Origin of the sequence: Novosphingobium sp. PhB57, assembly GCF_004342985.1 — a bacterium.
Lineage (GTDB): Bacteria > Pseudomonadota > Alphaproteobacteria > Sphingomonadales > Sphingomonadaceae > Novosphingobium.
The window spans coordinates 928,830-947,137 of the sequence record NZ_SMBO01000001.1 but is presented as its reverse complement, the minus strand read 5'-3'; the positions used below and the strand labels follow the sequence as shown (position 1 = coordinate 947,137).

Annotated in this window: 19 protein-coding genes; 11 read left to right on the top strand and 8 right to left on the bottom strand. The window is 65.3% G+C overall.

From position 1 onward, the window contains the following. Positions 1-223: 223 nt before the first annotated feature. The 7 genes from EDF58_RS04275 to miaA all read right to left on the bottom strand — a co-directional run bounded on the left by EDF58_RS04275 (position 224) and on the right by miaA (position 6,754). A complete protein-coding gene (locus EDF58_RS04275) occupies positions 224-853 on the bottom strand; it encodes a TMEM175 family protein (RefSeq protein ID WP_132262946.1) in 630 nt (209 codons plus the stop codon). Between the two features lie 108 nt (positions 854-961). Continuing rightward, positions 962-1,288, bottom strand: coding sequence for an I78 family peptidase inhibitor (locus EDF58_RS04270; protein WP_132262944.1), 327 nt, complete (start codon positions 1,286-1,288; stop codon positions 962-964). A 72-nt stretch (positions 1,289-1,360) separates the two neighbouring features. Continuing rightward, positions 1,361-2,017 (bottom strand): YceI family protein, encoded by a 657-nt coding sequence (locus EDF58_RS04265; protein ID WP_132262942.1) that lies wholly within the window; start codon positions 2,015-2,017, stop codon positions 1,361-1,363. Positions 2,018-2,127: 110 nt separating this feature from the next. Next, positions 2,128-3,147: a ketol-acid reductoisomerase gene (gene ilvC, locus EDF58_RS04260; RefSeq protein ID WP_132262940.1), complete on the bottom strand. Its 1,020-nt coding sequence runs from the start codon at positions 3,145-3,147 to the stop codon at positions 2,128-2,130. A gap of 103 nt (positions 3,148-3,250) precedes the next feature. Next, on the bottom strand, positions 3,251-3,769 hold the full coding sequence (ilvN, locus tag EDF58_RS04255; RefSeq protein ID WP_054441698.1) for an acetolactate synthase small subunit: 519 nt from the start codon (positions 3,767-3,769) through the stop codon (positions 3,251-3,253). Between the two features lie 31 nt (positions 3,770-3,800). Then, entirely contained in the window at positions 3,801-5,543 is a 1,743-nt protein-coding gene (gene ilvB / locus EDF58_RS04250) for a biosynthetic-type acetolactate synthase large subunit (RefSeq protein ID WP_132262938.1), read from the bottom strand. 218 nt (positions 5,544-5,761) lie between these two features. Next, positions 5,762-6,754, bottom strand: a complete 993-nt coding sequence (miaA, locus tag EDF58_RS04245; protein ID WP_132262936.1) for a tRNA (adenosine(37)-N6)-dimethylallyltransferase MiaA — start codon at positions 6,752-6,754, stop codon at positions 5,762-5,764. Between miaA and serB the strand changes: the two genes are divergently transcribed. Together serB and EDF58_RS04235 are read left to right on the top strand one after the other, a co-directional pair. Then, positions 6,747-7,631 (top strand): phosphoserine phosphatase SerB, encoded by an 885-nt coding sequence (gene serB, locus EDF58_RS04240; protein ID WP_132262934.1) that lies wholly within the window; start codon positions 6,747-6,749, stop codon positions 7,629-7,631. The two genes, miaA and serB, sit on opposite strands and share 8 nt — an antisense overlap. Before the next feature lie 14 nt (positions 7,632-7,645). Further along, entirely contained in the window at positions 7,646-8,305 is a 660-nt protein-coding gene (locus tag EDF58_RS04235; protein ID WP_132264116.1) for a DUF1345 domain-containing protein, read from the top strand. A 67-nt stretch (positions 8,306-8,372) separates the two neighbouring features. Here EDF58_RS04235 and purL read toward each other — a convergent pair whose 3' ends face one another. Then, positions 8,373-10,544 (bottom strand): phosphoribosylformylglycinamidine synthase subunit PurL, encoded by a 2,172-nt coding sequence (purL, locus tag EDF58_RS04230; protein WP_132262932.1) that lies wholly within the window; start codon positions 10,542-10,544, stop codon positions 8,373-8,375. 140 nt (positions 10,545-10,684) lie between these two features. On the opposite strand from purL, the gene EDF58_RS04225 reads away from it, so the two are divergent. The 9 genes from EDF58_RS04225 (at position 10,685) to tgt (ending at position 18,280) form a co-directional block, all read left to right on the top strand. After that, positions 10,685-10,969, top strand: a complete 285-nt coding sequence (locus tag EDF58_RS04225; protein ID WP_132264115.1) for an exodeoxyribonuclease VII small subunit — start codon at positions 10,685-10,687, stop codon at positions 10,967-10,969. 3 nt (positions 10,970-10,972) lie between these two features. Continuing rightward, positions 10,973-11,881: a farnesyl diphosphate synthase gene (locus EDF58_RS04220; RefSeq protein ID WP_132262930.1), complete on the top strand. Its 909-nt coding sequence runs from the start codon at positions 10,973-10,975 to the stop codon at positions 11,879-11,881. Continuing rightward, positions 11,881-12,399 (top strand): pantetheine-phosphate adenylyltransferase, encoded by a 519-nt coding sequence (gene coaD / locus EDF58_RS04215; protein WP_132262929.1) that lies wholly within the window; start codon positions 11,881-11,883, stop codon positions 12,397-12,399. The genes EDF58_RS04220 and coaD overlap by 1 nt, the downstream gene beginning before the upstream one ends. A 111-nt stretch (positions 12,400-12,510) precedes the next feature. Continuing rightward, positions 12,511-13,197, top strand: coding sequence for a peptidylprolyl isomerase (locus tag EDF58_RS04210; protein WP_132262927.1), 687 nt, complete (start codon positions 12,511-12,513; stop codon positions 13,195-13,197). Positions 13,198-13,250: 53 nt separating this feature from the next. Next, complete coding sequence (gene queA, locus EDF58_RS04205; protein WP_132262925.1) at positions 13,251-14,285, top strand: tRNA preQ1(34) S-adenosylmethionine ribosyltransferase-isomerase QueA; 1,035 nt, start codon at positions 13,251-13,253, stop codon at positions 14,283-14,285. Between the two features lie 42 nt (positions 14,286-14,327). Continuing rightward, positions 14,328-15,263, top strand: a complete 936-nt coding sequence (locus EDF58_RS04200) for an ABC transporter ATP-binding protein (protein ID WP_132262923.1) — start codon at positions 14,328-14,330, stop codon at positions 15,261-15,263. After that, positions 15,260-16,033, top strand: a complete 774-nt coding sequence (locus tag EDF58_RS04195) for an ABC transporter permease (protein WP_132262921.1) — start codon at positions 15,260-15,262, stop codon at positions 16,031-16,033. Before EDF58_RS04200 ends, EDF58_RS04195 begins: the two co-directional genes overlap by 4 nt. Before the next feature lie 47 nt (positions 16,034-16,080). After that, positions 16,081-17,124 carry a DUF481 domain-containing protein gene (locus EDF58_RS04190; RefSeq protein WP_243654065.1) on the top strand — a complete coding sequence of 348 codons (1,044 nt, stop codon included), beginning with the start codon at positions 16,081-16,083 and terminating at the stop codon, positions 17,122-17,124. Positions 17,125-17,143: 19 nt separating this feature from the next. Next, entirely contained in the window at positions 17,144-18,280 is a 1,137-nt protein-coding gene (gene tgt / locus EDF58_RS04185) for a tRNA guanosine(34) transglycosylase Tgt (protein ID WP_132262918.1), read from the top strand. Positions 18,281-18,308 lie beyond the last annotated feature (28 nt).

Sequence of the window (18,308 nt, the reverse complement as noted above, 5' to 3'; positions counted from 1 at the left end):
CGTTTGGCCGGTCTTTGCAGGTCCCCTTGAGCGCCGAGCGCGCCGCAGGACCGACGCGTCACCTCACGCCCAAGGGCGGATAAGTCGCAGGGTTAGGCCAAGACGAAGGGTCATGGCGCTGCCTATGGGCATTCGGGCCGCCGAAGTAAAGCGAAAAGGGCGCCCGCTTGCGGCACGGCCGATCCCGCGCGCAGCTATCCCGGTGCGCAACAAACTGTCGCGGTCAGGAGCCGGCGGGCGGATGGCGGTCGAGGAACAGCCGGTCGAGCACGCTCCAGGGCAGCATCCAGAACACCGCGACCAGCGCCGCGCAGGCGATGCCGAGCCAGGGGGAAAGAAAAGTCAGCGGAAGGCCGAACGCATAGACCACCGAAGCGGCGATGCCCTTGCGATGCGAGGCCTTGTGATAGCGCCGGCTCGCCACGTTTTGCGCGCCGGTCGCCGCGATCCGGCCCTGGAGCAGGATATAGGCAAGGGCCGGTGTCAGCATCGTCACCAGATAGAGCAGCGTGGCCTCGCGGCTGAAGTGGTGCTCTCCCAGGTAGGCGGTGGAGAAGGGGATGAGCGACAGGGTGAAGAGCAGCAGCATGTTGGACCAGAGCAGGCCGCTGGTCACCAGCCGCGCATGGCCAAGCAGGCGATGGTGGTTCACCCAGTAGATCGCGACGTAGGCATAACTCAGCACATAGGCGATGAAGATCGGCCAGAGCGACCAGAGCGCGCCGAGGCCCTCGGTGACCGGGGTCTTCAACTCCAGCACCATGATGGTGATGATGATGGCGATGACGCCGTCGGAAAAGGCCTCGACACGGGTGAGGCCGTCCTCTCGGTCGATTTCGTCTGCTTCGCTCATCGGGCGTCCCTGTTCAGATCCTGGCCGTTTCAATTCGGCAAGGATGTCTGGCCGAGAAAGAGACTTGGCCGACAGGGACGCCCGGATCAAGATATCGCTTGGTATGGGTCAGGTGCAGGTGAAGCCCTTGATCTTGCCGTCCTCATCCACCTGGACGTTCAGGCGGTCGGGCCGATAGTCCATGGTCACGGCCATGCCGGGTTTCAGGACGCGCATCGGCTTGTCGCCGCGCCACGCGGTGATCTTGGCGATCACTTCGTCGCTGGCGGGCTGGCCCACGTAGGAGGCAAGCTGGTCGGCGCCGCAGCTGGGTTCCATCGACGGCGGCGGTGGGCTGGCATCGGCCAGATTGTCGCTCCCCGTGCCGGTGCAGCCGGAAAGGGCGGCTGCAAAGGTGAGGGCGGGGGCAATGGTCGCGAACAGTCTGGCCTTCATGCCGGTCTCCTTTCGGGGTGTCTGATCCCGCGACTATGGCCCATCCGCCGTGAACGGTCGATGACGCCCGCGTTACTGCTTCTCGAACGCGGCGTTGATGACGAGCACCGTCTCATCCGAGACGACCGGGACGTACTTGGTCACGCCGAAGTCCGAACGCTTGATGATCGCGCGGGCCAGGAAGCCGACCGAATCCTTCTTGCTCATCGGGTTCTGCGCGGCGCCGAAGAAGCGTGCCATGATGGTGATCGGCTTGCTGACGCCGTGGAGCGTGAGGGTACCGTCGATCGCGGCGGCATCGGGACCGCGCGGCGTGACCGAAGTGGCGACGAACGTCGCGGTGGGGAACTTGGCGGCGTCGAGCCAGTCTGCGCTGCGCAGTTCCTCGGTCAACTTGTCGCTGGTGGTCTGGACCGAAGTGACCGGGATGGTGACGTTGAGCTTGGTGGCGGCAAGGTTCTTGGGGTCGAGCGTCATCGAGCCGCTGGCGCCGGAGAACGTGCCCGCGAAAGGCGAGATTCCCATGTGGGAGACGCTGAAGGTGACCTGGGTGTGGGCAGGCTCGACGGCGTAAGTGCCCGCCTTGACGTCCGTGGGGGCGCCGGCGCCGTGGAGCATTTCCATCCGTTCGCGGCCGCCGCCCGGGCCGCCGGGGCCCGGCTGGGCGATGACGGGGGCCGCGAGAGCGGCTGCGGCGGCGAGGACGAGGGGGATATGGATGCGGCGCATTGGGTATGCTCCCGAAAAAGAAGAGGCGGCGCATTTCTGCGCCGCCTCCGAACCTTCGTCAAACGCGAAATGCGTAAGAGAAATCAGTTCTCTGCCTTGAACCTCAAGGCTTAGTTCTTCGCCTTGTCGACCAGGGCGTTGGCGCCGATCCAGGGCATCATGGCGCGCAGCTTCGAGCCGGTTTCCTCGATCGGGTGACGCTTGGCGGCGATGCGCGAAGCCTTCAGTTCCGGCTGGCCGGCGCGGTTGTCGAGCACGAAGTCCTTCACGAAACGGCCCGACTGGATGTCTTCCAGAACGCGCTTCATTTCCTTCTTGGTTTCTTCGGTGATGATGCGCGGGCCGGTCTTGATGTCGCCGTATTCGGCGGTGTTCGAGATCGAGTAGCGCATGTTGGCGATGCCGCCTTCATACATCAGGTCGACGATCAGCTTCAGTTCGTGAAGGCATTCGAAGTAGGCCATTTCCGGTGCGTAGCCGGCTTCCACCAGCGTTTCGAAGCCAGCCTGGACCAGCGCGGTGGTGCCGCCGCAGAGCACGGCCTGCTCACCGAACAGGTCGGTTTCGCATTCCTCGCGGAAGTTGGTCTCGATGATGCCCGAACGGCCGCCGCCGACGCCCGAGGCGTAGGCCAGAGCCACATCCTGCGCATTGCCGGTCACGTCCTGGTGGATCGCGACGAGGCAGGGCACGCCGCCGCCCTTCACGTATTCGCCGCGAACGGTGTGGCCCGGGCCCTTCGGCGCGATCATGATCACGTCGATGTCGGCGCGGGGCTCGATCAGGCCGAAGTGGACGTTGAGGCCGTGGGCGAAGGCCAGCGCTGCGCCGGGCTTCATGTTCTCATGGATGTCGGCGGCGTAGATCGCGGCCTGGTGCTCGTCGGGCGCGAGGATCATGAGCACGTCGGCCCATGCGGCCGCTTCGGCGTTGGCAAGCACCTTGAAGCCGGCGCCTTCGGCCTTCTTGGCAGAGGGTGAGCCGGGACGAAGCGCGATGGCCACTTCCTTGACGCCCGAGTCGCGCAGGTTCTGCGCGTGGGCATGACCCTGGCTGCCGTAGCCGAGGATCGCGACCTTCTTTTCGGTGATCAGGTTGATGTCGCAATCGGCGTCGTAATAGACCTTCATTGTACTACCCTTTCGACGGCCCGTCCCCGTGAGGCGGGGCCTAATTGATTTGCGCCGGTGGCGCATGGTCGGTTGGTTCCGGTTTCTGGCCGGAGGATATGGGTTAAGCCTCGTGCGGCCCGCGGATCATCGCGACGATGCCGGTACGGCCGACTTCGACGAGGCCGAGGTCGCGCATCAGCTGCACGAACGTATCGATCTTGTCCGGCGCGCCGGTCAGTTCGAAGATGAAGCTGCCGGTGGTGGTGTCCACCGCCTTGGCGCGGAAGATGTCGGCCAGACGCAGCGCCTCGACGCGCTTCTCGCCCAGGCCCGCCACCTTGATGAGCGCCAGTTCGCGGGCGACGTGGGGGCCTACCTCGGTGAGGTCGACCACCTTGTGCACCGGCACCAGGCGTTCGAGCTGGGCGTGGATCTGGTCGATCTGGCTCGGCGGCCCGTGCGTGACGATCGTGATCCGGCTCACCGCGTGGTTCTCGGTGATGTCGGCCACGGTAAGGCTGTCGATGTTGTAGCCACGCGCGGTGAACAGGCCGGCGATCTTGGCGAGAATGCCCGCCTCGTTATCGACGGTAATGGTGAGGACGTGGCGTTCCTCGGCCTCTTGCTTGATGTGCATCATGATATGTCTTTCGGATCCTGCGCGCGCGTTCTCAGACCAGAGCCTTGGCTTCGTCGTCCATGGTGCCGGCCACCGTGTCGCCGTAGAGGATCATTTCGGTATGCGCCGCGCCCGAGGGGATCATCGGGAAGCAGTTCGATTCCTTGGCGACCAGACAGTCGACGATGACGGGGCCGTCGTAGTCGATCATTTCCTGGATGCCGGCATCGAGCTGGCTTTCGTTCTCGATGCGGATGCCCTTCCACCCGTAAGCTTCAGCCAGCTTCACGAAGTCCGGCAGGCTGTCCGAATAGGACTGCGAGTAGCGGCTCTCGTAAGTGAGTTCCTGCCACTGGCGGACCATGCCCATCCACTCGTTGTTGAGGATGAAGATCTTCACCGGCAGGCGGTACTGGGTGGCGGTGCCCAGTTCCTGAATGTTCATCTGGATCGAGGCGTCGCCCGCGATGTCGATGACCAGGCTGTCCGGATTGCCGAGCTGCGCGCCGATCGCGGCGGGCAGGCCGTAGCCCATCGTGCCGAGACCGCCCGAAGTCAGCCACTTGTTCGGACCGAAGAAGTGGAAATACTGCGCCGCCCACATCTGGTGCTGGCCGACTTCGGTGGAGATCACCGGGTCCTTGTCCCTGGTCAGCTCGAACAGGCGCTGGACCGCCAGCTGCGGCATGATCGCCTTCTTCGAAAGCGGGAAGGACAGGCTCTTCTTGCCGCGCCATTCCTCCACGCGGGCCTTCCACGGCGCCAGGTCCTGGCCCTTGCGGTCGCCCCAGAGCGTCAGGATCTGGTCGAGCACGGTGGCGCAGTCGCCGATGATCGGCAGGTCGACGCGAACCGTCTTGTTGATCGAGGCGCGGTCGATGTCGATGTGGATCTTGGTCGAATTCGGCGCAAAAGCGTCGAGACGGCCGGTCACGCGGTCATCGAAACGGGCGCCGACGCAGACGATCAGGTCGGCCTGGTTCATCGCCAGGTTGGCCTCGTACGTGCCGTGCATGCCCAGCATGCCCAGCCAGTCGGCATGGTCTGCGGGGAAGGCGCCGAGGCCCATGAGGGTGGACGTGACGGGCGCGCCGGTCCTGGCCTGAAGCTCGCGCAGCAGGGCGGTGGCGCGCGGGCCGGAGTTGATGACGCCGCCGCCGGTATAGAACACCGGCGCCTTGGCCTTGGCCAGCAGTTCGACCGCCTGCGCGATCTCGTCCGCCGTGCCTTCGGTGCGCGGCGAATAGCGCTGGCGGCGCTGCGCCGGGGCATCGTTCCAGGCGGCGGAGGCGATCTGGACGTCCTTGGGGATGTCGATCAGCACCGGGCCGGGACGGCCGGACGTGGCGATCTGGAACGCCTCGTCGATGATGCCTGCCAGTTCGGCCGGGTCCTTCACCAGGTAGTTATGCTTGGTGCAGTGGCGCGAGATGCCGACCGTGTCCGCTTCCTGGAAAGCGTCCGAGCCGATCAGCGCCGTCGGCACCTGGCCGGTGATGATGACCAGCGGAATCGAATCCATGAAAGCATCGGCAATACCGGTGATGGCATTGGTTGCGCCCGGGCCCGAGGTGACGAGAACGACGCCGGGCTTGCCGGTCGAACGCGCATAACCTTCGGCTGCGTGGGCCGCGCCGGCTTCGTGGCGGACCAAGATGTGCCGAAGTCGCTCGTCGCCGAATAGAGCATCGTAGATCGGTAGCACGGCGCCGCCGGGATACCCGAATACGAATTCGACCCCCTGCTTGACCAGGCTTTCGACCAGGATGTTCGCGCCGCTGCGCTCTTCAGTCACAACACATTCCTTTACCGATTCGTGGGCGTTTCCCGAGGGAAGGGCTGCCCTTCGAATATTGCGCGCCACGAAGGTCGCGCATTACCAAAAAACCATAGCGCGCCCTTGGGCGAACTATAATGAAACCGACCCGACACGACGGGCGCCGTGCCGGGTCCTCCCTCTCCTCCCTGCATACTTTCATCAGCAGGTGAGGGCGCTCTAAGGGGCCGAAAATATTACGTCAACCCTATAACGTGAAATAATCTATCTTGAAGGGTTTTTTGGTCGAAATATTCGAACTCGATCCTTGCCCAATCTTGCGGGGGCTGGTGGCGCAACCAGGTGAACTGGCGCTTGGCGTAGTTGCGGGTGGCCTGCGATCCCCGGGCCACGGCCTCCTCCAGCACACTTTCCCCGCGCAGAACGGCGGCGAGTTCCGGCACGCCGATGGCGCGCATCACCGGCAGGTCGGGATCTAGGCCGCGGGCGAGCAGCCTCTCCACTTCGATGGCGGCGCCGCGCTCGATCATGCGCGCGAAGCGCAAGTCGCAGCGGCGGTAGAGGGTCTGGCGTTCGGGAAGCAGGATTGCGGCGTGAAGCGAGACATCGCTGCCGATGCCGCCGCTGGTCCGGGCCTGCCAATGGGCAATCGGCAGGCCGGTAGAGCGGACGACCTCCAGGGCGCGGGCGATGCGCGCGCTGTCTGCGGGAGCGAGGCGCGCAGCGCGTTCCGGGTCCTCGCCCTGCAAGGCGGCATAGGCCTCGGCAACGGGGAGGGCGCGGACCGCGTCGCGCACTTGCGGGTCGATTGGGGGGACCGGAGCGATGCCGTCCAGGAGCGTGCGTATATAAAGGCCGGTGCCGCCCACCAGCACGGGCACGGCGCCCTCGGCATGGACTGCGGCGATGGCCGCGCGCGCGGCGCGGGCCCATTCGGCGGCGGAGCAGGTCTCGGCCCCGTCCCAGGCGCCGAACAGACGGTGCTCGATGCCGCCCATTTCCTCCGCCGTGGGGCGGGCGCTGAGCACGGTCAGGTCGGCATAGACCTGCGAACTGTCGGCATTGACGACCACGGCCCGCCGACCGCGCCGCTCCAGCTCCTGCGCCAGCGCCACGGCACAATCGCTCTTGCCGCTGGCGGTCGGCCCTGCGATGAGCGCGAGGGGTGGCTTTTCGCGGCCGCCCGTGGAATTTTCATACGCAGCTTCAAGGGAATTCGCAGTGCTCATTGCGCGGCTGATAGCAGAACCGGACCACCTCTCGGCAAGAATCGATGCGGCGCGGGCCGAAATGCAGGAAAGCGGTGTGCGGCTTGCTTCGGCGGCGATGCTCGATTTCTGCGGCAAGACCATGCAGCTTGCCTCGCCCGACGATGACGCCGCCGCGCTGCGCAAGGCCCTGGATGACCATTTCGCGCCGACCGACGGCCTGGTCTGCGATCATGAGCCGACGATTCCCGGACTGTTCATCTCCGACATGGATTCGACCATGATCGGCCAGGAATGCATCGACGAACTGGGTGACTTCGCGGGCCTCAAGGAGCGCATCGCCGAGATCACCGAGCGGGCCATGCAGGGCGAACTGGACTTCGAGCAAGCCCTTCTGGAACGAGTCGGACTGCTCAGGGGCCTTTCGGTCGGCGCCATCGAGGAATGCCTCGCCAGCCGTATCCGGCCGATGCCGGGCGCGCGCACGCTGGTGGAGACGCTCAAGAAGTTCGGCTGCCGCACCGTCCTGGTGACTGGCGGCTTCCACCACTTCGCCGATCCGGTCGCCGCGCAGCTCGGCTTCGAGCATGTGGTCGGCAATCGGCTGGAAGTGGCCGACGGCAAGCTGACGGGCGGCCTTGCCGGCCCGATCGTCGACAGCGCGGTCAAGAAGGCGACGCTGCTGGCCGAGATGGCGGCGCTGGGCGACGACGTCACCAGCCTTGCCACGGGCGACGGCGCGAACGACATTCCCATGCTGGAAGCCGCGACTTACGGTATCGCCTATCACGCCAAGCCCAAGGCGCGCGCTGCGGCGAACGGCTGGGTCGACCGCGGCGATCTCACCAGCGTGCTGCGGCTGCTCGGTATCGACGAGCAGGAATGGGTTCGCATCTAGGAAAGGCGACGATGATGGCCGGCGATGAAACCTCTTTTCTCAGTCGGCTGTCGCACCCGCGTTATCTGCTGTTCCTGGCCGCGCTTCTGCTCTCGCCCTGGCCGCTGCTGTCCGTGATGCGCAAGGTCGAGGCGGTCGTGACCGCGTTCGATCTGGCCGTGATCGTCTTCACCCTGAGCTGCATCCCGCTATGGCGCGGCGGCACGGCCGATGTGATGCGCCGTCAGGCCAAGCGCGACGATGCGGGGCAGGTTCTGCTGCTTCTGCTGACCGGGCTGATATCCTCGATCATTCTCGCCGCGCTCGGCACTCTGGTGCTCGACAACAAGAGCCTCGTGCCCGGCGAGATTGCGCTGCTGGTGGTGACGCTGCTGGCCTGCTGGACTTTCGCCAACCTCATCTACGCCTTCCATTACGCACGGCTCTATTATTCCTCCCGCGACGGCGGAGATCACGAAGGCCTGGACTTCCCCGGCGGCTGCGTGCCCGATTTTGCCGACTTCGTGAACTTCGCCTTCGTGATCGGCATGACCTGCCAGACCGCGGATATCGAGATCACCGATTCGGACCTACGACGGGTTTCCACCTTCCACGGCCTGTTCGCTTTCGCCTTCAACCTCGGCATCCTGGCATTGACGGTAAACGTGCTGGCCTCTTCCACCGGGGGCGGTTGACCGAGCAGAAAAAAAGGGCGCCCGTCGGGGCGCCCTTTTTCCGGTTCCGTTCCGGGAGGAAGAGCGATCAGCCCTCCATCCAGTCCTTGAAGAACGCCTCGTTGGCGTCGCGAAGATCGCTGACTTCGTTGCCGGCGACCTTGGTGCCCGCAACGGTGCCGATGCGGCGCGCGCCGGGCAGTTCGGTGCCAGCGGGGGCGGTGACGAGGTAGCGGCTCTGGTCTTCGCCGAAGGCTTCGGCCGTGGTCAGTTCCACGTCGAGATTGCAGCCGAGGCCGCTGGCAAGCGCCATTTCGGCCAGGGCCACGAGCAGGCCGCCGTCGCTGACGTCATGGACCGCGGTAACCTTGTCCGCGCCGATCCACTCGCGGATCGCGGCGCCGTTCTCGGCCTCGACCGTGAGATCGACCCTGGGTGCTTCGCCGGCTTCCTGGCCCGCGATCTCGCGCAGCCAGAGCGACTGGCCGAGGTGCGAACCGAGCTTGCCCTCAGGCGCGCCGAGCAGGAAGATCTCGTCGCCGACGTTCTTGAAGGCGACAGTCGCCATCTTCTCGTGGTCGGCCAGGATGCCCACGCCGCCGATCGCCGGGGTCGGCAGGATCGCCGAGCCGCCGCCGGTGGCTTTCGATTCGTTGTAGAGCGAGACGTTGCCCGAGACGATCGGATAGTCGAGCGCGCGGCAGGCATCGCCCATGCCGTTCAGGCAGCCGACGATCTGCGCCATGATCTCGGGGCGCTGCGGGTTCGCGAAGTTCAGGCAGTTGGTGATGGCGAGCGGAAGGCCGCCCACCGCGCTGATGTTGCGATAAGTCTCGGCCACGGCCTGCTTGCCGCCCTCATAGGGGTCGGCATAGCAGTAGCGGGGCGAGCAGTCGGTGCTGATCGCCAGCGCCTTGGGCGTGTTGTGGATGCGCACCACGGCCGCGTCGCCGCCGGACTTCTGCATCGTGTCGCCGCCGACCTGGCTGTCGTACTGTTCCCAGATCCACTTGCGCGAGGCGAGGTCGACCGTGCCCATCAGCTTGAGCAGATCGGCGCCGATGTCGGCGCTTTCCCCCACGTCGCCCAGGGCCGGAACCTTGGCCCAGGCCTTGTATTCTTCAGGCGAAACGTAAGGACGCTCGTATTCCGGCGCGTCGTCGGCCAGCGGGCCGAGTGGAATGTCGCAGACCACTTCGCCATTGAATTCGAGAACCATGTGGCCGGTGTCGGTCACTTCGCCGATCACGGCAAAGTCCAGTTCCCACTTCTTGAAGATCGCCTCGGCCATCGGCTCCTTGCCGGGCTGGAGCACCATGAGCATGCGCTCCTGGCTTTCCGAAAGCATCATCTCGTAAGGCGTCATCGCCTCTTCGCGGCAGGGCACATTGTTCATGTTCAGGCGAATGCCGGCGCCGCCCTTGCTGGCCATTTCGACCGACGAGGAAGTGAGGCCGGCCGCGCCCATGTCCTGGATCGCGACGATGGCGTCGGTGGCCATGAGTTCGAGGCAGGCCTCGATCAGCAGCTTTTCGGTGAAGGGATCGCCCACCTGCACGGTCGGGCGCTTCTCGTCCGAATGCTCGTCGAAGTCGGCGGAGGCCATGGTGGCGCCGTGGATGCCGTCGCGGCCGGTCTTGGAGCCGACGTAGACGATCGGGTTACCCAGGCCGGTGGCGGCCGAGTAGAAGATCTTGTCCGTATCGGCGACGCCCACGGTCATGGCGTTGACCAGGATGTTGCCGTCGTAAGCCTTGTGGAAGTTCGTCTCGCCGCCAACGGTGGGCACGCCCACGCAGTTGCCGTAGGAGCCGATGCCTTCGACCACGCCCTGGACGAGGTGCTTCATCTTCGGATGCTCGGGGCGGCCGAAGCGCAGCGCGTTCATGTTGGCGACCGGGCGGGCGCCCATGGTGAAGACGTCGCGCAGGATGCCGCCGACGCCGGTGGCCGCGCCCTGGAACGGCTCGATGTAGCTGGGGTGGTTGTGGCTTTCCATCTTGAAGATGGCGGCCTGTCCGTCACCGATGTCGATCACGCCGGCGTTTTCGCCGGGGCCGCAGATGACCCAGGGGGCCTTCGTGGGCAGCTGCTTCAGGTGGAAGCGGCTCGACTTGTACGAGCAGTGCTCGGACCACATGACCGAGAAGATGCCAAGCTCAACCAGGTTGGGCTCTCGGCCGAGCGCGTTCAGGACCCGCTCGTATTCCTCGGAATTGAGGCCATGCGCCTCGACGACATCGGGAGTGATTTCGGACATGCGACGCGCCTTAGCGCCGAGCGTGGCGCTTCGCTAGACGTAAAAACAAGGCCATTTCGCCGTGCCCCTCGCCGTTTGCCAAAGTGCCGTCCCCCAGTCCCGCCTTGACCGCCGAACGCGGCCGCTCCATTGCGGTGGGCATGACTGAGAACAGTGCTGAAATTGGCGCCCCCAATAGTGCCGGCCCGGATATTGCGGGCATGAGTTTCGAAGATGCGCTGCGTGCGCTGGAGGACGTGGTGCGTCGCCTCGAAAGCGGCGATGTGCCGCTCGACGACTCGATCACGCTCTACGAACGCGGCGAAGCGCTGCGCCAGCATTGCCAGAAGCGGCTCGATGCCGCGCAGGCACGGATCGAGCGCATCGTCGCCGGGCCGGACGGGGCTCCGGCAGGAACCCAGCCGTTCGACGCGGCGGATCGCTGATTCGTGAGTGAGGTCGCCGTGACCGATCCGATCCTTTCCGAAGGCCTCGCCCGCATAGCCGAGGAAATCGACGGCGCCTTCGATGCGCTGTTGCCGGTTCCCGACGATGCCCGGGCACGGCTGGTGGAGGCCATGCGCTACGCCGCGATCGGCGGCGGCAAGCGTTTGCGGCCGCTGCTGCTGGCCGGGGTCGCGGAAATGTACGGCGTCGTGCGCGAGGCGGCGATTCGCGCAGCCATCGCCATCGAATCGATCCATGTCTATTCGCTGATCCATGACGACCTGCCGTGCATGGACGATGACGCCCTGCGCCACGGCAAGCCCACGCTTCATCTCGCCTTCGACGAGGCCACGGCCGTGCTGGCGGGCGACTCGCTCCATGCCTTCGCTTTCGAGGTGCTGGGCGATCCGGCCACGAGCGCGGATCCCTTCACCCGCATCGAACTCGTGCAGGCGCTGGGTCATGCCAGCGGTGCGCAGGGCATGGCCGGCGGGCAGATGATGGACCTCGTGGCCGAGACCAGCGAATTCGATCTCCAGACCGTCACGCGGCTGCAGCAGCTCAAGACCGGCGCGCTGCTGGGCGCGGCGGTGGAGATGGGGGCTATCCTCGGGCGCCTGCCGCCGGAAGGTCGCGCCCACTTGCGCGGCTACGCGCGGGACATCGGCCTCGCCTTCCAGATCGCGGACGACCTCATCGATCATGAGGGCGACGCTTCCGTCGCCGGCAAGGCCGTGGGCAAGGACGCCACGGCGGGCAAGGAGACGTTCGTCTCGCTGCTCGGCCCGGACCGCGCCCGCGAACAGGCCCGCATGCTGGTCGAACAGGCTATCGGCCACCTGGCGCAGCACGGCAAGGAAGCCGACCTGCTGCGTGCCGTGGCGCGCTATATCATCGAGAGGGATCATTGATGAGCCTTGGTGAACGTATCGGGGTCTATCCCGGCACTTTCGATCCCATCACGCTGGGCCATGCCGATATCATCCGGCGCGGCGCCAAGCTGGTCGACCGCCTGATTATCGGCGTGACGACGAACCCTTCGAAGAATCCGCTGTTCACGCCCGAAGAACGCATGGCCATGGTCGAGCGCGAAGTGGCGGCGCTGGGGATCGAGAACGTCACCGTGGTAGGCTTCAACGCGCTGCTGATGAAGTTCGCGCAGAAGCAGGGGGCCAGCGTCATCGTGAGGGGGCTGCGCGCCGTCGCGGACTTCGAGTACGAGTACCAGATGGCGGGCATGAACCAGCAGCTCAATCCCTCCATCGAGACGGTGTTCCTGATGGCGGACGTCAGCCTCCAGCCGATCGCCTCCAAGCTGGTCAAGGAAATCGCCATGTTCGGCGGGGAAATCGCCAAGTTCGTGAGCCCCGCCGTGCGCGAGGACGTGATGGCGAGAGTCTCCCGCAACGGTCTCCTCGGCGACTACTGAGAACCTCGCAGAACCCTCCACGCGGTCCTTGCGACAAATTCATTCATTGTCACGTCAGCAGCGGGGCACTATCGCCCCTGGCCTGAACGGCTTCCTTCCTGTGAGTATTCGATGACGTTTCGCCTGACCCTTACCGCGACGATGATCGGCCTGGCGCTGGCGGCTACGCCTGCTCTGGCCAAGAAGAAGGAAGATCCGACCCCGACGCCGCCGGTGGCAGCGCTGCCCACTTTCGTCGATCCCGACGTCACGCACCAGCCCGAGAACGTGCTCCTGCTCGATCTCTCGGACGGCGGCCGCGTCGCCATTCGGCTCATGCCGGAATGGGCGCCGCATCACGTCGAGCGGGTCAAGACGCTGGCGGCGCAGGGCTTCTACAACGGCCAGATCTTCCACCGCGTGATCGACGGCTTCATGGCGCAGACTGGTGATCCGACGGGCACCGGGCAGGGCGGCTCGCAGCTTCCCGACCTCACCGCCGAATTCAACGCGATGCCGCATGTTCGCGGCACCGTCTCGATGGCCCGCACCAACGAGCCGAACAGCGCCAACAGCCAGTTCTTCATCGTGTTCTACCCGCGCTTCTCGCTGGACCGTAAGTACACGAACTTCGGTCGCGTGATTTCGGGCATGCAGTACGTCGACGCGATCCAGCGCGGCGAGCCGCCGCAGAACCCGACGAAGATCGTCCAGGCTTCGCTGGCTTCCGAGCACAAGGCACCGCCGCCGGTTGCTCCGGTCGCTCCGGCGCCGCAGTCGATCACGGCCGACCAGCTCAGCAAGTCGAAGTCGAACTGACCTGACGCGAAAAATGGATGACGCCGCGTGTGAGCGCCCCTAGAGGGCGCTCCATGCGCGTTGACCTTTTCGACTTCGACCTTCCGGCTGAGAACATCGCCCTGCGTCCTGCACGTCCTCGCGATTCGGCGCGGATGCTGGTGGTGCAGGGGCGCGATGCAGGCCCGATGGCCGAACGCGTCGTGCGCGATCTTCCCGGCGAACTGCGGGCCGGCGACGTCCTGGTCTTCAACGACACCCGCGTCATTCCCGCCCAGCTCGAAGGGCGCCGCGGAGAAGCGCGGATCGGCGCCACCCTGCACAAGCGCATGGACTTGCGCCGCTGGCAGGCTTTCGTCCGCAATGCCAAGCGCCTGAAAGCCGGCGACCGCATCGAATTTCCTGCCGACGTCACGGCACTTGCCGAAGAACGGCACGATGACGGCAGCTGGACCTTGCACTTCGAAGGCGACGAGCCCGTCGAAGTCCTGCTCGAAAGGGCAGGGCGCATGCCGCTGCCGCCCTATATCGCCGGCAAGCGCGAGACCGACGAGCAGGACGCCAGCGACTACCAGACCATGTTCGCGCGCGAAAAGGGCGCCGTCGCGGCGCCTACCGCGGCGCTGCATTTCACGCCCGAACTCATCGAGCGGCTGGATGCGGCAGGCGTGAAGCGCGAGACGCTCACGCTCCATGTCGGCGCGGGGACCTTCCTGCCGGTCAAGGCCGAGGAGACCGCGGACCACCGCATGCATGCCGAATGGGGCCGGATCGACGCAGAGACTGCGAACCGTCTCAACGCCGCGCGCGCGGCGGGCGGCCGGGTCATCGCGGTCGGCACCACCAGCCTGCGCCTGCTCGAAAGCGCGACCGGGGAGGACGATGTGATTCGTCCCTTCGAAGGCGATACCGCGATCTTCATCACCCCCGGCTACCGCTTCAAGGCGATCGACGGGCTGATGACCAACTTCCACTTGCCGAAATCCACGCTGTTCATGCTGGTCTCGGCGCTGATGGGACTGGAGCGGATGCAGGAAGTCTACGTCCATGCCATCAGCGAGGGTTACCGCTTCTATTCCTACGGAGATTCCAGTCTACTTTTACCCTGAGGGGACTTGGAACTGTCACCGGTTTCGCGCATCACGCGCTCCATGGAACCCATTCTCGAAATCAGCGGCCTGACCAAGACTTACGCCGGGGGCTTCACCGCGCTCCAGGGCGTGGACCTCACGATCAACAAGGGCGAGATCTTCGCTCTGCTCGGCCCCAATGGTGCCGGTAAGACCACGCTGATCGGCGCCGTCTGCGGTCTGGTCCGACCGAGCAGCGGGACGATCCGCGCTTTCGGAGAGGACATGACTCACGGCTGGCGCGCATTGCGTGCCCGCATCGGTCTGGTGCCGCAGGAACTGGCGACCGACATGTTCGAGACGGTCCTCCATTCCGTCAACTATTCGCGCGGGCTGTTCGGGCTGGCGCCCGATGCCGCGCGGATCGAGGAAATCCTGCGCGCGCTCAGCCTGTGGGACAAGCGCAAGTCGCAGATCCGCGCGCTTTCCGGCGGCATGAAGCGGCGCGTGTTGATCGCCAAGGCGCTGGCGCACGAACCGGACCTGCTGTTCCTGGACGAGCCGACCGCCGGCGTCGACGTGGAACTGCGACGCGACATGTGGGCGCAGATCGCCCAACTCCGTGACCGCGGCACCACGATCATCCTCACCACGCACTATATCGAAGAGGCCGAGGAGATGGCCGACCGCGTCGGGATCATCCAGGCCGGCAGCATTCGCATGGTCGAGGACACCCGCTCGCTGATGAAGCGGCTGGGCCGAACCGAGGCGCATATCGGCCTTCCCGTGCCGCTGCCCGCCATCCCCGCGGCCCTGGCGGACTACAACCTCACGCTCGCGGACGACGGGCTGGAACTGGTCTATCGCGGCGGCGACGGTTCGGGCGGCGGCAAGGCGCAAGTGGCGCAGCTGACCAAGGACCTGGTCGCGAACGGCATCGACTATACCGCCATCGACATTCGCGAATCGAGCCTCGAAGACATCTTCGTCGACCTTCTGGAAGGAGCGGCGGCATGATCGCCTTCAACGCACGCAGCACCTGGACCATCTACAAGCGCGAGGTCATGCGGGCCCTGCGCACGGCCATGCAGTCGATCCTCGGGCCGGTGCTGACGACCGTGCTCTACTTCGTCGTGTTCGGCGCGGCGATCGGCAGCAAGATGGATTCGGGCATGGCCGGGGTGAACTACGGCGCCTTCATCGTGCCGGGCCTGCTGCTGCTGACCCTGCTCAGCGAAAGTACCTCGAACGGCAGCTTCGGCATCTACATGCCGCGCTTCACCGGCGCGATCTACGAGCTGCTTTCGGCGCCCGTCGGCGTGGCCGAGACGCTGATCGGCTTCGTGGGTGCAGCGGCCACCAAGTCGCTGATCCTGGCCGCCATCATCCTCACCACCGCCACGTTCTTCGTCGACTATACGGTGGCCCATCCGTTCTATGCGCTGGGCTTCATCCTGCTGGTTTCGGCGAGCTTCTCGCTGTTCGGCTTCATCCTGGGCATCTGGGCGGACAGTTTCGAAAAGCTGGGCATCGTTCCGGTGCTGTTCATCGTGCCGCTGACATTCCTGGGCGGCACCTTCTACTCCATCGACCTGCTCCCCGAGCCCTGGCGGTCGGTGGCGATGGCAAATCCGGTCGTCTATTTGGTCAACGGACTGCGCTGGTGCTTCTATGGCAGTTCCGATTTCCCGATCGGCCTGTCGCTGGGCATGACGCTGGGCTTCCTGGCGCTGTGCATCAGCTTCATCGCCTGGATCTTCCGCACGGGGTGGCGCCTGCGCGCCTGAATCGGTAATATCGTGACATGACAATGCGTTCGGCTGTTTGTTTTAGTGTGCCTGCTCTGTTCATCGCCGTCTCGGCGCAGGCCCAGGAACCCCTGTCGGTTCAGTTTCAGCCCTATCATTTCGAGACTTTCCCCGAGCTGGAACTGGTGCCGCTGTTCCCCGTCGAGGAACTGCCGGTGCGCCTCGAACTGCCGGACTATGTCGCTCCGCCGCCTTACATCGCCGTGTCGCCGCCTCGCCTGCCGGGCAATGTGAAATCGATGCTCGAAGCGGCGGTCAAGACCAAGGATTCCGCCGTTGTCGGTGCCGTGGTGAAGGCCGCGCTTGCCACGCAGCCTTATGACAAGGACGAGATCCGCGCGATCCACCAGGCGTTCCTGGATGCGAACGCCCAGGAGATCGCGGACAAGGCGAACGCCGAAAGGGAGCGCATCCGCCGCGCCGCGCTGCTGGAGCTGTGGACCGGCAAGGTCGAACTCGGTGCCTTCCGCGCGACCGGCAATACCAGCAATTTCGGCTATACCGGCGCGGTCAAGCTCGATCGCAAGGGGCTCAACTGGCAGCACACCGTGCAGCTCAATGCCGACTATCAGAAGGACCGCGGGGTCGTTTCGCGCGAACAGTACGGGGCCAGCTACCAGCCGCGCTACACGCTGAACGACGGCCTCTTCACATATGGCCGCGTGCAATACGAAAAGGACCGGATCCAGGGCTTCCTCGACCGTTACTCGCTGTCCGGCGGTCTCGGCTACCGCGTCCTGAAGCGCGACAATGTGACGCTCTCGCTGGAAGTCGGACCGGCGCTTCGCCGCACGCGCTACGTAACCGTGCCGCAGGAAACGACATGGTCGGGACTGACATCGATCGATTTCGACTGGCAGGTCGGGCCGACGATCAAGCTGACCCAGGATGCCTCGTCCTACATCGAGACCGGCAACAGTACCTTCACCTCGGCCACCGGCCTGGAAGCAGGCATGGCCAAAGGGCTGAAGGCGCGGATGTCCTATTCGATCGAGCATGAAACCTCGCCGCCGGACGGATCGCTGCGGACCGACACCATCTCGCGCTTCTCACTGGTCTACGGCTTCTGAAGGCTGTAACGGGCGGCGCATGAACCCCCGTTTCGAATTCTCCATCCACGCCACCGACGGCAAGGCCCGCACCGGCGTCATCAAGATGCGTCGCGGCGAAATCCGCACGCCCGCCTTCATGCCGGTGGGTACCGCTGCCACCGTGAAGGCGATGAAGCCGCAGGACGTGCGCGCCACCGGCGCCGACATCATCCTGGGCAATACCTACCACCTCATGCTGCGCCCCGGCGCAGAGCGTGTCGCGCGGCTTGGCGGGTTGCACAAGTTCATGAACTGGGATCGCCCGATCCTGACGGACAGCGGCGGCTATCAGGTCATGAGCCTCTCGGATCTGCGCAAGATCACGGAGAACGGCGTGACCTTCGCCAGCCACCTCGACGGATCGCGCCACTTGCTGACGCCCGAGCGCTCGATGGAGATCCAGCGTCTGCTCGGCTCGGACATCGTCATGTGCTTCGACGAGTGCCCGAAGATCGACCAGCCGCGCGACGTGATCGCGCGCTCGATGGAAATGTCGATGCGCTGGGCGAAGCGCAGCCGCGACGGTTTCGACAGCGGCGGCGAGCATGCGGCCAATTCGGCGCTGTTCGGCATCCAGCAGGGCGCGCTCGACGAAGGTCTGCGCAAGGCGAGCGCCGATGCGCTCACCGACATCGGTTTCGACGGCTATGCCATCGGCGGTCTTGCCGTGGGCGAAGGGCAGGAGGCGATGTTCTCCACGCTGGAATTCGCACCGGGCCAGCTTCCCGCCGACCGCCCGCGTTACCTCATGGGCGTGGGCAAGCCAGACGATCTGGTGGGCGCCGTGGAGCGCGGGGTCGACATGTTCGATTGCGTCCTGCCCAGCCGCTCGGGGCGCAATGGCCAGGCCTTCACCTGGAACGGCCCGCTGAACTTGCGCAATGCCCGCCATGCCGAGGACAACAATCCGCTGGACGAGCGCTGCAAGTGCCCGACTTGCGGGACCTACAGCCGGGCTTACCTCTACCACCTCGTCAAGTCCGGCGAGATCCTCGGCGCCATGATGATGACCGAGCACAATATCTCGTTCTACCAGCAGCTCATGCAGGGCATGCGCGACGCCATCGCCGCAGGCACTTTCGCGCAGTTCGCGGCCGATTTCCGCCGCGATTATTTCGGCGGACGCGACGGGTAGCCTGAAAGGGGCGTGCCGGTCTCCTTCC